Genomic DNA, 16,639 nt, shown 5'->3' on the forward strand with positions numbered 1-16,639 from the left:
ATGGGCCATCCAAAAGCCCTTCTGAGTGATCTGTATGATCTATGGGCTCAGGAGAAGAATCTGGTTGGCGTCCGCCGCCTCACGGCGGCGGCTACGAGGCGCAGAGCCCACAGAGCGGACAGAAAGAAAAAAGCCCACAGAGCACACAGAACACGCAGAAGAAAAAACAATCCTGACCCGATCCGCCGACGGATGTCGACGGCTGCGAACCAGTCCACAGATCAAGCGGAGTGCACAGCCATCAGGGTCCGTGGACTGCACAGAGCGCGCAGATAAGCGCCAGAGGCACAGAGGCCGAAAGACGACGGGAAAGCACAGAGTTCGGTAGCCGCCGCGGGAAAGAGGCGGATGGTCACGTCCTCCACCGACTCACGTCGGTGGCTACATGATTGGCGTCCGCCGACTCACGTCGGCGGCTACGAGACTCAGCCCACAAAGCACGCCGAGAGAAAAAACCCACAGAACACACACATCACGCAGAAGAGAAAACAACGTTGGCCCGGTCCGCCGACGATGTCGGCGGCTACGAGTCTGTGGACGGGAAGGCCGCAGCCCGCCAGGTTGGAAATCTCCGCTACGGAGGCGGCGGGATCGCGGTGGTCCAAACCATGCGAGCCGGATAGTGCTGTCGCGACCTGTCGGCCGCGTGACCGCGAGGGCTTCAAAGCCTCGGCTTCTGCAGGTGATCGAACCACGGTCCACCAGGTCGGAGTAGGTGGCTGCGGTTCTGGAAGGGAGTGCCTTTACAGATATTGGGTCCGCCGCCTTACGGCGGCGGCTACCCTTTTTCGATTCAGACCAAAACTCCGCCGCGTGACGGGGGTGGCTACTTACTGTGGGGAGTGGCGGGTTGCGGGGGCGGCAGCAATGCGCGCAGGGGGCAGAGGTGGCAGAGGGGATTGCGGGTGCGGCAATAATGTTTGCCGAGCATGACCAGCTGTGCGTGATAGTCCTGCCAGTAATCGAGTCGTGCGGCACCGTGTTTGTGATTCAGGGCGGCCGTGCACAGTTGCTGGAGGGCATCGTAACTCAGGCCGGGTTCGGACGGCGTGGGCAACGCCAGCGGCGCACCCAGGTTGCGGCTGCCGGCCTTTCCCGACGATCGGAAATCCATACCGGACCAGAGCGGACTGCCGTGATACCACCCGTGCCGGGCGAAGATGCGCCGCGTATAGGCGTCCACCACGAAGACCGCGTGTCCGCCTGCGTACAGCAGCATGCTGTCGGCTGTTTCGGGTCCGACACCCGGGATGTTCAAGAGTCGCGCCCGGACCTGCTGTGTGGGTCCGGAGAGCATGCGTTCGAGGTCGCCGCCGTACTCTTTTACCAGGACTTCGAGAAAAGCGCGCAAGCGACGGGCCTTGACGTTGAAATAGCCGGCGGGGCGCAAATGGCGGGCCAGTTGGGCCAACGGCATCGCATAGAGCCGATGGGGATCGAGGACGCCGGCGCTTTTGAGGTTGGCCAGGGCGCGTTCGACGTTGGACCAAGCGGTGTTTTGGGTGAGGATGGCGCCCACGCACACCTCGAAGGGGGTTTCGGCCGGCCACCAGTGTTGGTGGCCGAACCGGGCACGGGCCAGGCGGTAGGCTTCGCGCAGGGCGCGCCGGATCGCAGCCGGGATGGTGGGGGGTGCGCTCGAGCGGCTCACGTCCAGGGTCGGCCGTCGGCGCGGGTGCCGCAGAGATGGACCCGGATGCCGAGTGCAGCGGCCATGGCGGCCTTGGTGAGCAGGCATTGATCGGCGGCCTCGGCGTTGTGGGCGTAGGCGACCTGGATGTGGTTGGATTTGTGGCGGGCCATCATTTGGTCGCGGGTGACGCCATAGGTGACTGCGTGCATGATGGGCCATTGCGGGGTGGTGGCCTGCCAGCGTCGTTCCGTTTCGGCGCGGGGCAGGCTTACGACCTTGGCCCGGCCCAGGTCCATGTGAAGGGCGTTGTCGGCGACAAAGATGCGGGACCAGACGATTTCACCGGGTTTCGAGATGCCGCGCAGGGTGCTGCCGCCCTTGGGGAAGTACATGGGGGGCTGGCGGAAGCCCTCGGCGCCCTTCCAGCCGCCGATGAAATGGGCGGGCGGAGCGGCACCGCTGATTTCAAAGACCCAGACGTAATCGGGCACGGTGCCGAGGCGGTCCCAGTCTCCCCAGCGCACGTCGTGGAGGGTGGTTTCCACCGGCTGGGACAGGGCGGCGTGGACGCGGGCGGTCATCAGGCCGTCCAATCCCGCGCACTCGTCCACTTCGTTGAAGTGGACGATGGCTTTGCCGGGGAAGAGGACTCTGCGCCCGTCGCGGGAGCGGACCGGGGGACGTTGGGTGTTGTTGAGCGTGCCTTCGACGAGGTCGCTGGCCGGCAGCAGATCTTTGAGTCCCTGCTGGTACTGGATGCCGATGGCGTCGCAGCCGAAGTCGTCGGCGATCCGGACCGCGGCAATGTACATTTTGCACTGCCAGAGGATTTGGTCGTCCGTGAGATCGGTGGCTTCATCGGGCCCGGTGTGGAACTTCATGCCGCGGGCTTCCATCCAGGCACGGACGGCGCGGGCTTCCTCGTCTTTGACCTGGAGGGTTTCGTAGTAGAGGGCCGACTGACTGAGTCGTTCCTTGAACACGCCGGTGGCATGCAACAGGTGATCGGGCAGGATGGCGTTGTACATGCCCATGCAGCCTTCGTCGAACACCCCCAGGATGGCCTTGTTCTGGAGGAGTTCCCGTGCCAGTTTTTCGCCCAGGCGCCGGGCCTGGCTGGTGACCTTCACCCGGTCCCAAGGGACGACATGGGAAGTGTCGTGGGTGCAGCGGCCGGTGGTGAGCCAGTCGCGCAGCCGTTTGCGGAAGTAGTCGTCGGTGAAGTCCTCGCTCCAGAGGGTCGAATAGGGCACGCCGGCCTTGGTGAGGGATCCGTTGAGGTTGAGCATGCCGACCAGGCCCGGCCACTGGCCCGACCAGTTGGCCACGGTGAGGATGGGGCCGCGGTGGGTGGTCAAGCCGGGAAGCACGTGATGCGAATACTGCCAAACGGCTTCGGCGACGATCAGGGGGGCTTCCGGGTCCAGTTGGCGGAAGACCTCGATCCCTTCGCGTTGGGAGGCGATGAATCCGTGTTTCAGGTGGCGTTTGTAGGGGTGGCCGCGCATCACGCGGTAGCCTTCAGCTTCGATGGCTGCCGTGAGGGCCCGTTCCATGGCCTCTTGCGCCGGCCAACAAACCTGGTTGGCGGAGAGGCGCAGATCCCCACTGGCAACCAGGAGAACCGTTTTGGGACCGACCGATTTGGGGGTTGAGGCTGCAGATGTGTGTTTGGTTTTCATGCTTGGACAGCGAGTTTGGGAGGTTAGCGGCTGCTTTTGGAAACGGCGAAGCTACGGCAACGGATCCCCGCCCCGGTCCACGTTGCTGCGGTCATAGACGCGTGAGCCCAAAACGATTTGTTTGGGCACGGTCTCGCCGCGCAGAATGCGGAGGGCGGTCTCAATCGCCTCGGCTCCGCCGGTGGGGTACTCGAAGGTGGCATCCAGAATGCCCTGTCGGACGTAGGCGACCCCCTCGTGCGGGAGTGCGTCGATGCCGACAAAGAGCATTTCTTTCTCGCGGCCGGCGGCCCGCGCCGCCAAATAAGCCCCGTGGGCGCCCGGATCGTTGTGGGCATACACCAGATCGATTCTGGGGAAGCGGGCCAGGGCGGATTCCATCTCTTTGCGTGCTTCGGGTTCCAGCCATTTCATGTCGGCTTCGAACACCACCTCAATGTCGGTTCCGGCGATGGCTTCCCGAAATCCGCGATGCCGGTCCTGACCCGGGATGGAGGTCATGAGGCCCTTGAGCTCCACGACGCGGCCCTTGCCGCCCAAACGACGTTTGATCCATTCTCCGGCGGCGCGTCCGATCTTCACGTTGTCGGCGCCGATGAAGCAAGTGTACCGATCTCCCAGCACGGCGCGGTCCAGCACGATCACGGGGATGCCGGCCTCCATGGCACGGGCCACGGGCTCGGTGAGGGGTGCGGCTTCTTTCGGGCTGATGATCAGCAGGTCCACACGGGCGTTGATGAACTCCTCCACGTGGGCGCGTTGCCGCAGTGTGTCGTTTTGTGCGTCTTTGAAGATGACCCGCAACTCCGGATGCCGTGCCGCAGCAGCCCGGATATCGGCGTTCATTTGCACGCGCCAGGGCTCGCCCAGGTTGCACTGGCTCATTCCGATCGTGTAGGTGCGCGTGGGCCCCGGCGCCCGGGATGTCTCGGGCGCCGGCGCGTGGGGGCGGTCACATGCAGTCAGCCACAAGACCCCTGCGATCGCCGCGAGTTCGGCACACCTGATGACCGTCCGATACTGCATGGTCTCGCCTTTTCCCCCACCGTCGTCCATGCCCGCCGACGGGGTTCGATTCAACGCCGTCCGATGCCCTGAGTCAACACTGCGAGCACGATGATCACCCCGGTCAGCATGAGTCGGCCCGCCTCCGGCACGGCGTTGATGCTCAGGATCTTTTCCAGGTAACCCACGGTCAAAACACCCAGCAGCGTACGACCGATGCCGCCGGTGCCGCCCGTGAGGCTGGTACCTCCCATGACAACCATGGCGATGGCGATCAGTTCATAACCGGCACCCGTTTCGGGATCGCCCTGCTGCTCCTGGGCGGCCTGGCACAGACCGGCCACGGCTGCCAACAAGCCGCCGGCCACGTAGGCCATGGCCTTGGCCCGGCGGACGGGGACACCGGAAAGCCGGGCTGCCTCCTCGTTGCCGCCGATCGCGTACAGCCAGCGCCCCCAGCAGTGTCGCGACAACAACCAACCGCATGCCAGCGCGCAGAGACCGAACACAACCGACACGACCGAGATGTTGTCGCCGAGGATGCGCGCGTCGAGCCAGCGAAACAGTGCCGGAACGTCCACGTATTGATAGGAGCCGTCCGGCTGAGGGACCGCAGTGGAAACCTTCATCCCGCCGGAGACCCAATTGGCCAGTCCCCGGGCAAAGACCATGGTGGCCAGCGTGGCGATGAACGGTTGCATGCGCAGGCCGGCGACCAGAAACCCGTTGAGCGTGCCGACGGCGCCGCCGACGAGCAGGGCGCCGCCCACCACCACCGGGGCCGGCCAGTTCCAGTGAATGGCCATCCGCGCCGTGGTGACCGCCACCAGCGCCACCACACTGCCCACGGAAAGGTCGATCCCGCCGCTGATGATGACCAGGGTCAGGCCGCAGGCGAGGATTCCGTACACGGAGGCTTGCCGCAGCGCATCCCGGTGGGTGCCCAACTGATAGAAAGTCCCCTCGGCCGAAAACACCACTCCCAGCGCCAAGACGACAAGCAGCGCCAGCCAGGCGCGCAAAGCCGGCGAGGCCAGCCAAGTGGACACGCGCAGGCGGCCGGCCCGGAGCCGGGGCCGCTGCTCCGGGGTTTCTGGATCCGACTTCGTCATACCGTGCACTGGTTAGCTGTTCGGCCGTACGATGGCGCCTGCATCTTGGAAAGACCGCTTTTCGTTCGGCAACGGAAAAGCGATCGCGGCGCGCCCGGGGGCCAAGCGCCAACCTGAGGCCGCCCACGCTCACTCGTGCTCTGCGGGGACAAAGGCTGCGACCCACGGAGGCCCGCAAGCGCCAAGCCCCAGGGGTCCCGTGACGGGGAAGGGTCAAAGCCGTTGAGGTGCCGGATCTGTCTTCAAGCGACCCGCCGTGTTTCGAATGCCAAGCGCCGGCGGAGAGGCGCGGGTGTCACACTGCACGGCGTTGGGGGGCTCGGGGAATGGACCCTGAAGAAGGCACGGACTGACTGAAGCCGGGCATGCGAGGCTCGCCGATCAATTCTCGCCCCGCTACCAGTGCGACGCGCCTCGGCGTGGTCGTGCTCCCGGAGCCTGTTGCCCGCGCAGGGTCTTTACCGTTGTCCCACGCAGAGTCCGCAAGCCCTCATCCCCTTTCGATGTACCCGAAGTCCATTTCGGCAGTCCAACGAGGTCGGAGGGCAAGGCACACTGTCTGTTCTTGGTGCCCGCGGGAAGTGCGACAGCTGCGCTCGCGGTTCCAAGGCCCCCCGAAGGCTGGCCGGGGTGCTGCGCGCAGGGAGGAGGTTCGGCTTGAAACCACAGACCACCGACCGCGGGCCGGTCGGTGCCCGCGCCAGAGTCAGTGTTTCGTCTCGGCCAGCGTGGTCCGGTCTTTTTGGAGCGCCTGCTGAACGATTTGAAGGATCTGCGCTGCGGGAAAGGGCTTTTGCAAAAACGCGCCGTGACCGAGGCGGAAAGCTTCCTCCGCCGTTGCAGAGTCGCTGTAGCCGGACATGAAGACCAGTCGCAGCTCGGGCTTCTCTCGGCGCAGTCTTTCTGCCAGTTCCACCCCGTTCAATCCGCCGGGCAGGATCAGGTCGGTGAGTAACAACTCGATCTCGTTACGATGAGCCGCCCATAGTTCCATGGCCTGTTGAGCGTCCCTGGCCGCAACCACCCGGTAGCTGCCGCGCGCAAGCACCGCCTGCGCCAGCCGCCGTACCGGCGCTTCGTCTTCCACCAACAGGATGCAGGACTTCCCTCCCCTCTCCAGGGTTGCACCGCAGATCTCTTTGCCCTGCATTCCGTCCCATGCGGACGCACCTGCCGGAAAGTAAATCCAAAACGTGGTCCCCTCGCCCAGCCGACTTTCCACTTCGATCCAGCCGCGGTGTTGCTGGACGATACTCCACACGGTGGCAAGGCCGAGTCCGGTCCCCTTGCCCGCTTCTTTGGTGGTGAAAAAAGGTTCGAAAATGCGGCTCCGCAACTCGGGCGGGATACCCGTGCCTGTATCGCGGACGGCCATCCAAACGTAAGGGCCCGGTCGGGCTCCTGGATGAGCGGCCACGTCGGCTTCGCTGCACGAGGCTGCACCCGTTTCCACGGTGAGCCGGCCTCCTTTCGGCATGGCATCCCGTGCGTTCACCACCAGGTTCATAAGCACCTGATCGATCATCCCGGCGTCAGCTTCCAACTGGAGGGGCTCGGCAGAAAGCTTGAGGTCCAGTTCGATGTCTTCGCCGATGATCCGGCGGAGCATTTTGGCAAGGCCGCGCACCGATTCGTTCAGGTCCAATGGCCGCGTCTGGAGCACCTTCCGGCGGCTAAAGAGCAACAGTTGGCGCGTCAAGTTTGCTGCGCGCTCTGCGGCTTCCCGGATTTCCCCGAGGCTTTGGCGGACATCTTCCGGCAGGCCCTCTGTTTGGGCGGCCATCTCGGTTTGGAGCAGGATCACGGCCAGGATGTTGTTGAAATCATGCGCCACGCCGCTGGCCAGATGCCCAATGGCCTCCAGCTTTTGTGACTGGAGGAGCTGCTCCTCCAGTCGCCGCAATTCGGTGATGTCCTGCACCGTACCCACGGAACAAAGGGGCCGGCCCTGGGCGTCGTAGTGGGTTTCGCCGCGTTCGCAGACATACTTGAGCGTACCGTCAGGCAACAAAAGTCGATGGACGACCTCATACGGCACTCGGCGTTCGACGGACTCGCTGTACACGCGATTTACCAGTTCCCGGTCTTCCGGATGCACGCGTTCCATGAAACCATCGTAACTGGGCGCAAACTCGCCGGGCTGCACGCCGAAGATTCGGAACACTTCGTCGGACCATTCCAGCTGACGGGTCACGAGGTCGAGACGCCAGTGGCCGATCCGGGCAATTCGCTGGGCTTCCCGGTGCAACTGCTCGCTGCGACGCAACGCAAGTTCGGCCTGTTGGCGGGCCTGTTCTGCCCGCAGCGAGGTCAGGCCGAAGGCGAGGTTGCCCGCCAGCTCCGTCAGCAGACCCACTTCCGACGGGTCGAAGGCGTCTGGCTGCTCGCTATAAATGTTCAGGGCGCCAAAGACGCCATCTTTCTCCTTGAGAGGCAGTGCGATTGAGGAGGCATAGCCCCGCGCCAGTGCGGCGCGCCGCCAGGGTTCGTAACGGGGATCGTTCGGGATGTTGCGCATGAGCGAGGGCCGGCCGGTGCGGATGGCAGTGCCGGTGGGCCCCTGGCCCGACTCGGAGTCGTCCCATGTGATTTGCACCTGCTCCAGGTAACCATCTTCGAAACCGGCCTGGGCCACGGGGCGGACGGTCTTGCGTGAATCATGTTCGGCAAGTCCAATCCAGCACATCCGGTAGCCTCCCCGGCGTACGAGGATCTGGCAGATCTGTTGCATCAAATCCGCCTCGGTCTGAGCGTGGACTGTTGCCGCGTTGCAGTCACTGAGCGTCTGAAGTGCGCGATTCGCACGGGCCAGGGCTTGCGTCCGGTGCTGAACCTGGCTCTCGAGGAAGCGGCGGCTCTTTTGCACTTCCCCATAGGTCAGCAATACCAGCACCATTGCGAGCGCGCCGCCCGACCCGAGGGCCAGCACCGTTGCAGCCCAGCTGAAGTCGGCTTCTTTGCGCGCCCGCTCCAGGAAGCTTTCGGTCGCATGCAGGAACTCATTCAATGCGGTCTCCAGAAGGAGTCGGGCCGTGCTGGCGACGCTCGCGGCATCGGAGGCGGCGTTTGTCAGGGCGGGCCGTGCCTTCCCCGCAGGCTGCCGTTGTTCCCATTCGTGCAACCATACGGCCAACGCTGCTTCGCAGGCACGCCACCGCAGTTCTGCCGAGGAATCCGTCAGGTGCTTTCGCACCTCGGCCTGCAGGGCTTGCAGGGCAGCCTGTGCGGTATGAAGTTCCGGCGGTGGATCTGCATGGTCCGCGGACGCTGCTGGGGCAATTTGCCACCAGATCCTTTCGATTCCCGCGCGCACGGCATGGGCCGTGTTAAGAAGGCGGTGGGCTGATTCCACGTCGGCTGCCAGCTTTCTAATTCGCCATGCATGGGTGAGAGCGGCTGTGCTTGAAATGACCATCAGAATCACCGTCAATGCCATTCCCCACCGGGGGAGGTAAGGACGCACACGGCCCAACAACCCCTGCCCCGAGGTGGCGGCGCAAAGGCCGGTGGCCAAGATCAGGAATCCGACAGCAGAATGAGCGGACATCATCGACTCCGTGGGGATCACCGCCCAGCGAGGCTGGACCAGGGCCACCAGGATGCCCGGCACCAAAACCACAAGGACCATCAAGAATGCCAGACCTTGAACGAGCGTTGCTGCCTTGTTGCGCCCCACCAAAACCAAGGCGATGGCCGCCAGCACAAAATTGAACGCCGACGGAGGAGACATTCGCAAATCGAAGGGCTGCTCCGGGGGACCGAACAGCACCGGCATCCACGCCCGGTCCAATTCAAAGCTCCAACCGAACAGGTCCGCGGCCAGCGAGCTCGCGCCCAAGAGACCAGCCCCGATCGCCGCGACTCGGCCCAACCATAACAAGGGTGGGTAAAAACCGATCGTGAGGGCGAACAAACTGGTCCCTCCCAAAAGGAGCGCCACGGCGGTCGTGGGTTTCATGCTCGGCAGGCCCGGGAGCATGCTTTTCAAAAAAGCCACGTCCCACCCCCATCCTCCCAGCACCCCCAGGCCCAGGACCATGCAGAGAAGAGCCGTCCTGCGGGGCACCCGTACCTGTAACCGGGGACTTGCAAGCGTTTCTCCGGACGTCCCGTCGGCCAATTGCATCATTCCAAGTTCTCATCGGCGAAATCGCGGCTCTGGTTGAGGGCCGATTCTTTCGCACAGGGACGGGAACAGGCTCTGCACGGAAATGCTGTGCTGAAAGTCGTCGGCTTGCACCGGGGTTGGGCCCGACAGCGCGCCCTCCGGCCCGCCGACAAAAGGTGGAGAAACGACCTTCGGCTTCTTGGGCGTCGAGAATGAGCCGCTTCCGCTTTCCGGGGAGGCCCACGTCCGTGTCCACGGTTCCAAGGGCTCGACGGAACCATTGTTGCCGGACCTTGACCCGCTGCTGCGGCCAGGGAACCCATGGGACAGGTCAACCGCGCGGCCAACAAACGGGGCGCGGCAGGCCCTGGAGCAGACGTGGCCACGCCGGGTTCGCATGTCGGGCACCGGCTTGAGGTCCGCGGGCGAACAGTCCTCGAGGACATTGAATCCGCGCCCGGTGGCGTTGCTCAGATTCGCAGTCTTCCGAAGGGTCGATCAATCCCAAGAACCGGGGCTGATGAGGTGGACCGCGGGCGCTTTGATGCAGGCCTGGACTTGTTGACCCGGCCGAAGTCCCAGCTCTTCGGCCGCGGCTCGGGTCACCAGAGCCGCCAACGGAAAACCGGCGTCCAGTTCCACGCGCAGCAACGGGTGCCCGGGCTGGAGTGCCACCACGCGGGCGGGCAGACGGTTTCTCGCGCTGGTCAGGGTCTCTCCCGGACGCAGGAGCATCACGTCTTCTGCGCGAATGCTGACGAGCATCCGCCGGCCCACCTCGGCGTTTCCGACGGCCACCAATCGGGCCCGGCCGACTTCGACGGTCACCAATCCCTCTTCCACGTGGAGGACGCGGGCGGGTTGCAACGTTTCCACGCCGAGGAAATGCGCCACGGCGGGCTCAGCGGGCTGACTGTATGCGGCGGTAATCTCGCCCTGCTGCAGGATCCGGCCTTCCATGAGGATGGTGACGTGTCGGGCCAGGAAGAACGCCTCGGCGAGGTGGTGGGTCACCAACAGCACCGTCAGGCCGTGTTGTTGTTGGAGGGATCGCAGGAGCCACCACAGCTCGCGCCGCAGCGATTCGTTCAGCGCCGCGAAGGGTTCGTCGAGCAACAGCACCCGGGGTCGCGTGGCCAGGGCGCGCACCAGGCTCACGCGTTGGCGTTCTCCGCCCGAGAGCTGGTGCGGGCGACGTTCCAGCAGGCTTTCCAGGCCCGTCGCCTCGATGAGCCTCTCCAACCACGCCGTCCACTCGGGCCCGGTTTGGTTGCGCGCTCGCAAACCATAGAGGAGGTTTTGGCGCACGGTGAGGTGTGGGAACAGAGCCAGTTGCTGGGGGACGTAGCCGAGTCCGCGGCGCTCAAGGGGCCAGTGCGTGACGTCGTGACCGCCCACGCAAATGCGGCCTTCGTCGGGAATGCAGACGCCCAGGATCGCATGAAGCAAGGTGGTCTTTCCGGAACCCGAAGGTCCCAGCACGGCATGGCATTCGCCGGTTGCGACGGTCAGGGAAACGTCCCGGAGCCGGAAGCTGCCGACCTGTGCGCTCAACCGTTCTACTTCAAGCATGGGCGCCTCTGCCGAGCAACCGGCGGGTGAGCGCCAGAGCGCTGATTCCCAACACCAGCAGGAAGACGATCAAGGCCGCCGTCCCCGCCAGGTCGGCCGCCGACAAACGCAGGTAAATGGCGATGGGCAGGGTTTCCGTGCGCATGGCCATGGTTCCCGCCAGCATGATGGTGGCGCCGAACTCACCGAGGGCTTTGGCCCAGGCCAGGACAAACGCCGCCAACACGCCGCGTCGCGCCAGCGGAAAGGTGATGGTCCAAAAGACGCGTTGTGGGCCGGCGCCCAGGGTGCGCGCCACCGTCTCCAGTTCCATGGGCACTTCGTCGAATGCGGTTTTGACAAGACGCACCGCCACCCCCAACACGGTGACGAACTGGGCGAGCATGACGCCTGCCACGGTGAACACAAACGACATGAGGTGGGTCTGGATCCATTGCCCCAACGGCTGACTGAAAAACATCAGCAACATGGCCCCGAGGGCGGCAGGCGACACGATCATGGGCAGCTCCAGGATGGCGTCCACCCAGGCCCGCCCGGCGAACCGGTGCCGGGACAATGCATACGCGGCCGGCAGGGCGCACAGGACGGCAAGGCTGGCCGCCACCGTGGCCGCCCCCAAAGACAAGCGGACCGAAAACCAGGTGCGCTCGGACCGCAACACGGAGGTCAACGCCCCCGGATCCAGAAACCACAACGTGGCCAGGATCAAGCCTCCATACACGCCCAGGACTGCGTAAGCGGCCAGGATACTCGCACGGAATCGCACGCTCGGGGAGCGAGTGCGTCTCGGTGCCGCTCGCGGGTTCGCAGGGGTGGCTGCGCGGCTCATGGCATCAGCCAGGATCGGGGCACTTCGTATTCTCCCCCCACAGGACGTTGGGCCCCCAGCCATTGCAGGGCCGCCTCCGGACTTTCGAAGTAACCATGGCGCGCAAACACGGCGCGCCCCTCGGGGCCTGTGACGAAGTCGAGGAACCGCTCGGCCGCCGCGCGGTTTTGCGTGAACCGGCTGACGGCCACGGGAAGATATCCTATGCGCAACACCTGCTCGGGCGGGAGTCGCACAGTGGTCAGACGGTCCGGATACCAGTGCGCAAACACGTGCCAGCCCACGGTCACGTCCGCCTGTTTCATGGCCACCACGGCCGCCGTGCGCTCGCAGGAGTCGGTGTAGTTGACGAGGTTGCGCCGCAGCACGGCGCGTTCGTCCGGGGTGAAGGCATGCTCGAAAATCTCGACGGCATAAGCCCCGAGGCAAACAGTCTCGGGATTGGCCAGCAACACCCGCAGGCCGGGGCGCAACAAGTCCCGCAGGGTGCGAACCCGGGCCGGGTTGTCGTGCGGCACGGTCAACGTCGGAACCAGCCATGCGACCGGGCGTTCCGTTTCCGGCAGAACCAGGCCCTCGCGTCGTGCCCGGGCCATGTAATCCGACGAACCGGGGAGATAGAGATCACCGCTTCGGGCCAGGCGCATCTGGGTCAGCACGGGGCCCGAACCGCCCAAAACCAACGCGACCCCGGTGCCTGTGCGGCGTTCATACAGGCGGGCCAATTCCTCCAATGCGGGCTTGGCCGCTGCCCCGGCAAACACTTGCAGACGGGGCTGCGCTGCAAGGCCGGTCCCCATCAGGCAAAGAACCAAACCGATGGAAAGGCGGGCGGCAGCCCGGCTGGGTCTGGGCGAACGTATCGCGGTTTGCATATCCATGGACTGTTTCGGCCGTCGCCCCTTCCTGAAGATAGCCTGCAAATCCATGCTCGCGTGGTGCCGCTGCCTCCGGCATCGCGGTTGTTTCAATCCGGATGGCTACGAAGCCTCGGCTGCCGCGCGTTGACCTGCGCGGTAATGTATGACTTTGACCCGTTCCAGGGTCACCAAGCCCCCCTGCATCATGCGATCCAGTTCGGGCAGGAATGCCTGGATCTTGGCCTCGGTGTCCACGATCTCGATAACCACCGGCAGGTCCATTGAAAGCCGGAGGATCTTGGCCGTGTGCAGCCGACTCGATTTGCCGAAGCCCATCGGGCCGCGCAGCACCGTCGCGCCGGCCAGGTGCAGTTCCCGAGCCTTCAAAACAATGGCTTCATAGAGCGGCTGATGTTCCCAACGGTCGCTCTCGCCAATGAAGATCCGCAACAAGACAGCGTCTTCGGGCAGATGCATAAGCCATCAAACCTTGGGGGCCTGGACCCACAGCGCCAGGTGCCGTCCGAGCCAGACGCCGGTCAGGCAAAGCACCACGGACAAAAGAACATTGGCGCCGGCCAGAGCCCATTGGCCGTCCTCCATCAAGTTCAGGGTCTGCAGGCTGAAAGAGGAAAAGGTGGTGTACCCGCCGCACACGCCGAAGAGGAGAAACTGCCGGGTTTCCGGCGCAGCCCACCAGCGGCCTTCGGGCCCCATCAGGCCGGCCAGAAAGCCCACCAGAAACGAACCCGTGACGTTCACCGCCAACGTGCCCCAGGGAAAAACCTCGCCGAACCGCTGTGCCACCCAACCGGAAACGCCCCACCGCAGAAGGGTGCCCAGACCACCGCCCACGAACAACCAAAACCAATGCGCCTTCATGTGTTGGTGCCGCTGCCGCACTACGCCCGAGGCCGGCTCCTTGCGGCCGCATCCGAGCCATGCACGGACAGCCCGGGCCAAGTTGGCACTCGACCTGCGAGGTGGCAAGCTTGGGACCGGCCGACCGATCCGCCATGGGGTTCGGACGGGCAGCGCGCCGACTCGAACCCTGCCCTTGGCGGCTCAGCGCCAGTGGGACAGTTCCAATCGCGTTCCGCCATGAATCCGGACGGCCAGTCGTCCCCCGGTCGGCTCGTAGTCTCCGGACTCATCGATTTCCACTGGCTGGCCATTTCGCTGCACCTGAGGTCGGCGGGCGCAGCCGTTCACCAGGACCCAGCACGGATGCTTCGGCCAGGGATCGACGACGGCAACCAGCCGATTGGGTTCCTCGGCCTCGACGCGCACGGTTCCCGGCGCGTGGATTCGCAAACCGGCCCGGCGCAAGACCAGGCGCGTGTAAGGAGGGGGTTCGCCCCAGGCGCGCATGGCGGGCAGCAACACGGTGGCCGGATTGATGGCCGGACCTTCTCGCTGCTGCTCCCGCAGCAAGAAGTAATCCGGTAACAGACCGCGTCGCTCCGAATCCCCGGCTGGCCAGGTCTGCTGGACGCCGCTCCAGGCGATCCCCCGGGCCAGCCGTTGCCAGGGGCCCTCCGGATCATGCGCCGCCAACTGCCCCAGGGAATCCGCATAGACCAGTCCACACCACTGGACGGGCCGACCCAGCCAGACCGGAGCCACCCAGGCGGTCGCCCCGAGCACGGGAATGGTGGCGTACAAGCCCACAGGGCCCGGGGTGGGCTGGGTCAAATATACGAAGGGAACGCCCGTCCAGCCCCAATATCGCGCCTGCTCGAGCCACTCCCGATTCCCCGTGAGTTCGTAGCCCAACACGTAGGCTTTGACGAGGTGCGCGGCGGCCAGAATGTCCGGGGTGTGCAACGGGATTTCCCAAGTTTGCGCGCCTCGCGGGACGGTGCCGCGGAACTTGTCCATGGCCCGAAGCCTGGTGAGGGCCTGCTCGATCAGATCCGGTTCACCTGTCCACAGGGCCGCTTCCAAAAGATTCGCCACCCGCTCCGCTGTGTATCCGTTGGCCTCACGGGAGAAATGAGTCCTTGCATAATCCGGTCCTCCGGGGCGCGGCTCGTAAATCAGGGAACCGTCGGGCCGAAACGCTCGCAAGAGGGATCGGGCCTGTTCCGAGACCGAACGCGCGTTTTCGAGGACGTGGCCAAACACCAGCGCGGGCAGCGGGTACCGCACGTGGCCGATTTGGGAAAGGTTCCGCGTGTGGATGGGCACACGCGCAATGGCTGCTTGCGCCGCCTCTCGGAGCCGGTGGGCCAGCTCGTCGTCTTCGACACGGTCCGCCAGCCAGAGCATGGTCCAGGCAGCGTCTGCCGCCGGCTGCGGCGAAAATCCGGGCCACACGGCGTGACGGTACAGATCGCCCTCACGGATTTTGGATTCCAGCCAGCCGTGCGCAGCCAAGCGGTAGTAATCGCGAGCAGCGAGCTCCGGCGCGGGAGGCGCCGGCCAGCCGAGCAAGCGGAGGGTTTGTTGCACGGCGGGGACAACCGTGTCGCCAAGCCCGCCCAAAATCCAGCCCCGCAATTCGACCGGTTGTCCTGCTGGGAGTCGCACCGGAGCATACGGCACCAGACTGGATTCCGGTCGCAACCGCCCGTCCGAGCCCGGGAAGAGCCAGCCCATCAAGTGCGCGCCGGATTCGAAAAACCGGTCCGGCGAATCGAATACCGCGGCCACGGCATCCCCTGCCCTTTCCCAAGCCAGGCCGATGTAACGCGCCTCGGCGGCCACCACCATCAGGGGCAGGGTGATCTTGAGCGAGTCGGGCACCTGACGGTTCGAAGCTGGCGGGTTCAAATCGGCCGTGGAACTGCTGGGTTCGTTTTCCAGGTATTCCAAGCCGGCGAACAAGGCCTGCGCCTTGTTCGTGCCATAAGTTTGGAACCCGGGCAGCAGCCAGAGCAGCGGCAAGTGCCACACGTCCCGGTCGCGGTCGACGCGGATGCGGATGGACACGCGGATCGCGTCAGGCTCGGCGGCGACAAAGGCCTGCTCGAGTTCCCACCGGGCGCCGTCCGGATCGAGCCAGGCCGTGCGCAGCCGGAATGCCGGCCGGCTCGCGATCGTTTCGTCTCGCAATGCCACCTGCAGAGGAGCGTCCAAGGGGACCCATCGGACCCGGCCTGCTTGTTGATAGCCCAGCAGGGCACGGGGGTGGCCCACGGCCATGCGGATGCCGTCCACGAAGAGTTCGAAGTGGCCGGGCCCGGCCCGGCCGTGGACCAGCCGCAGGGCGCCACTCCGGAGCGCGAGGGCATCGTCGCCGACGGAAGGCGGCAGAGGCCGCGGCCAGTCGGGGGAAGCGGGAACGACCCGCTCGGTTACGGCCAGGCGGGCCACGAGACACCGCCCGCGGGTACCCGGCGGGTCGAAACGCAGGCGCGTCCCCTCCTCCAGCGGCGGCAGCGGCAGCCGAACCTCGTGCCACCGGCCCGCCGGGACCTCGAAGCGCACCGACTCCTCCTCGCGTGCCTGATGCCGAAAGTAAAACACCTGGGCCGTGCCCCCTTGTTCCGACCACAGCCGTATCTCCAGCCACAGCGTCACAGCACGGGGCAGACGGAGAGGCGGACCGACACAATACGGGTCGGGTCCAACAATGGACATTTCGAGCCCTTCTGCGGTCACGCGCAGCGGTTCGAGGTCGTGGAGGGTTTGCCAGCCGGCGGCCGTCTCGGACCGCCGGAAATCGAATTCAGGCCAGAACGACTCCGCTCTCAGCCACAGCGAGCAGCCGGCGAAGGCCAGTGCCCACACCACCAGGGCAGGCGCTTGCAAGACTTCCCGAGCCGGGGAAAGAGCCCGGCGCGTGCGCGGTCGAGCCGCGGTCAGCCCCATCAGTTCCCCTGCGGCATTCATG

11 protein-coding genes are annotated in these 16,639 nt (G+C 65.2%); all 11 read right to left on the minus strand.

What is annotated here, in order from left to right; genetic code table 11:
- Nucleotides 1-826 precede the first annotated feature (826 nt).
- The 11 genes from ACPDIT_RS14775 to ACPDIT_RS14825 all read right to left on the minus strand — a co-directional run bounded on the left by ACPDIT_RS14775 (nucleotide 827) and on the right by ACPDIT_RS14825 (nucleotide 16,638).
- Nucleotides 827-1,651 carry an endonuclease III domain-containing protein gene (locus ACPDIT_RS14775; protein ID WP_423444783.1) on the minus strand — a complete coding sequence of 275 codons (825 nt, stop codon included), beginning with the start codon at nucleotides 1,649-1,651 and terminating at the stop codon, nucleotides 827-829.
- Nucleotides 1,648-3,315: an L-fucose/L-arabinose isomerase family protein gene (locus tag ACPDIT_RS14780; RefSeq protein ID WP_423444785.1), complete on the minus strand. Its 1,668-nt coding sequence runs from the start codon at nucleotides 3,313-3,315 to the stop codon at nucleotides 1,648-1,650. Before ACPDIT_RS14780 ends, ACPDIT_RS14775 begins: the two co-directional genes overlap by 4 nt.
- Nucleotides 3,316-3,366: 51 nt before the next feature.
- The gene (locus ACPDIT_RS14785) at nucleotides 3,367-4,341 is read right to left on the minus strand and encodes a substrate-binding domain-containing protein (protein WP_423444787.1); all 975 of its coding nucleotides are present in this window, start codon (nucleotides 4,339-4,341) and stop codon (nucleotides 3,367-3,369) included.
- Nucleotides 4,342-4,391: 50 nt separating this feature from the next.
- Nucleotides 4,392-5,432, minus strand: coding sequence for an ABC transporter permease (locus tag ACPDIT_RS14790; RefSeq protein WP_423444789.1), 1,041 nt, complete (start codon nucleotides 5,430-5,432; stop codon nucleotides 4,392-4,394).
- A gap of 706 nt (nucleotides 5,433-6,138) precedes the next feature.
- Entirely contained in the window at nucleotides 6,139-9,390 is a 3,252-nt protein-coding gene (locus tag ACPDIT_RS14795; protein WP_423444791.1) for a GAF domain-containing protein, read from the minus strand.
- A gap of 648 nt (nucleotides 9,391-10,038) precedes the next feature.
- A complete protein-coding gene (locus tag ACPDIT_RS14800; protein ID WP_423444793.1) occupies nucleotides 10,039-11,112 on the minus strand; it encodes an ABC transporter ATP-binding protein in 1,074 nt (357 codons plus the stop codon).
- Entirely contained in the window at nucleotides 11,105-11,878 is a 774-nt protein-coding gene (locus tag ACPDIT_RS14805) for an ABC transporter permease (RefSeq protein WP_423444795.1), read from the minus strand. The genes ACPDIT_RS14800 and ACPDIT_RS14805 overlap by 8 nt, the downstream gene beginning before the upstream one ends.
- A gap of 59 nt (nucleotides 11,879-11,937) precedes the next feature.
- Nucleotides 11,938-12,816: a molybdate ABC transporter substrate-binding protein gene (modA, locus tag ACPDIT_RS14810; RefSeq protein WP_423444797.1), complete on the minus strand. Its 879-nt coding sequence runs from the start codon at nucleotides 12,814-12,816 to the stop codon at nucleotides 11,938-11,940.
- Between the two features lie 105 nt (nucleotides 12,817-12,921).
- A complete protein-coding gene (locus ACPDIT_RS14815; RefSeq protein ID WP_423444799.1) occupies nucleotides 12,922-13,278 on the minus strand; it encodes a DUF190 domain-containing protein in 357 nt (118 codons plus the stop codon).
- Between the two features lie 6 nt (nucleotides 13,279-13,284).
- On the minus strand, nucleotides 13,285-13,683 hold the full coding sequence (crcB, locus tag ACPDIT_RS14820; RefSeq protein WP_423444801.1) for a fluoride efflux transporter CrcB: 399 nt from the start codon (nucleotides 13,681-13,683) through the stop codon (nucleotides 13,285-13,287).
- 183 nt (nucleotides 13,684-13,866) lie between these two features.
- Complete coding sequence (locus ACPDIT_RS14825) at nucleotides 13,867-16,638, minus strand: hypothetical protein (RefSeq protein ID WP_423444803.1); 2,772 nt, start codon at nucleotides 16,636-16,638, stop codon at nucleotides 13,867-13,869.
- Between the last annotated feature and the right edge of the window lies 1 nt (nucleotide 16,639).

The sequence above is a fragment of the Limisphaera sp. VF-2 genome (assembly GCF_049537125.1).
Taxonomy (GTDB): domain Bacteria; phylum Verrucomicrobiota; class Verrucomicrobiia; order Limisphaerales; family Limisphaeraceae; genus Limisphaera.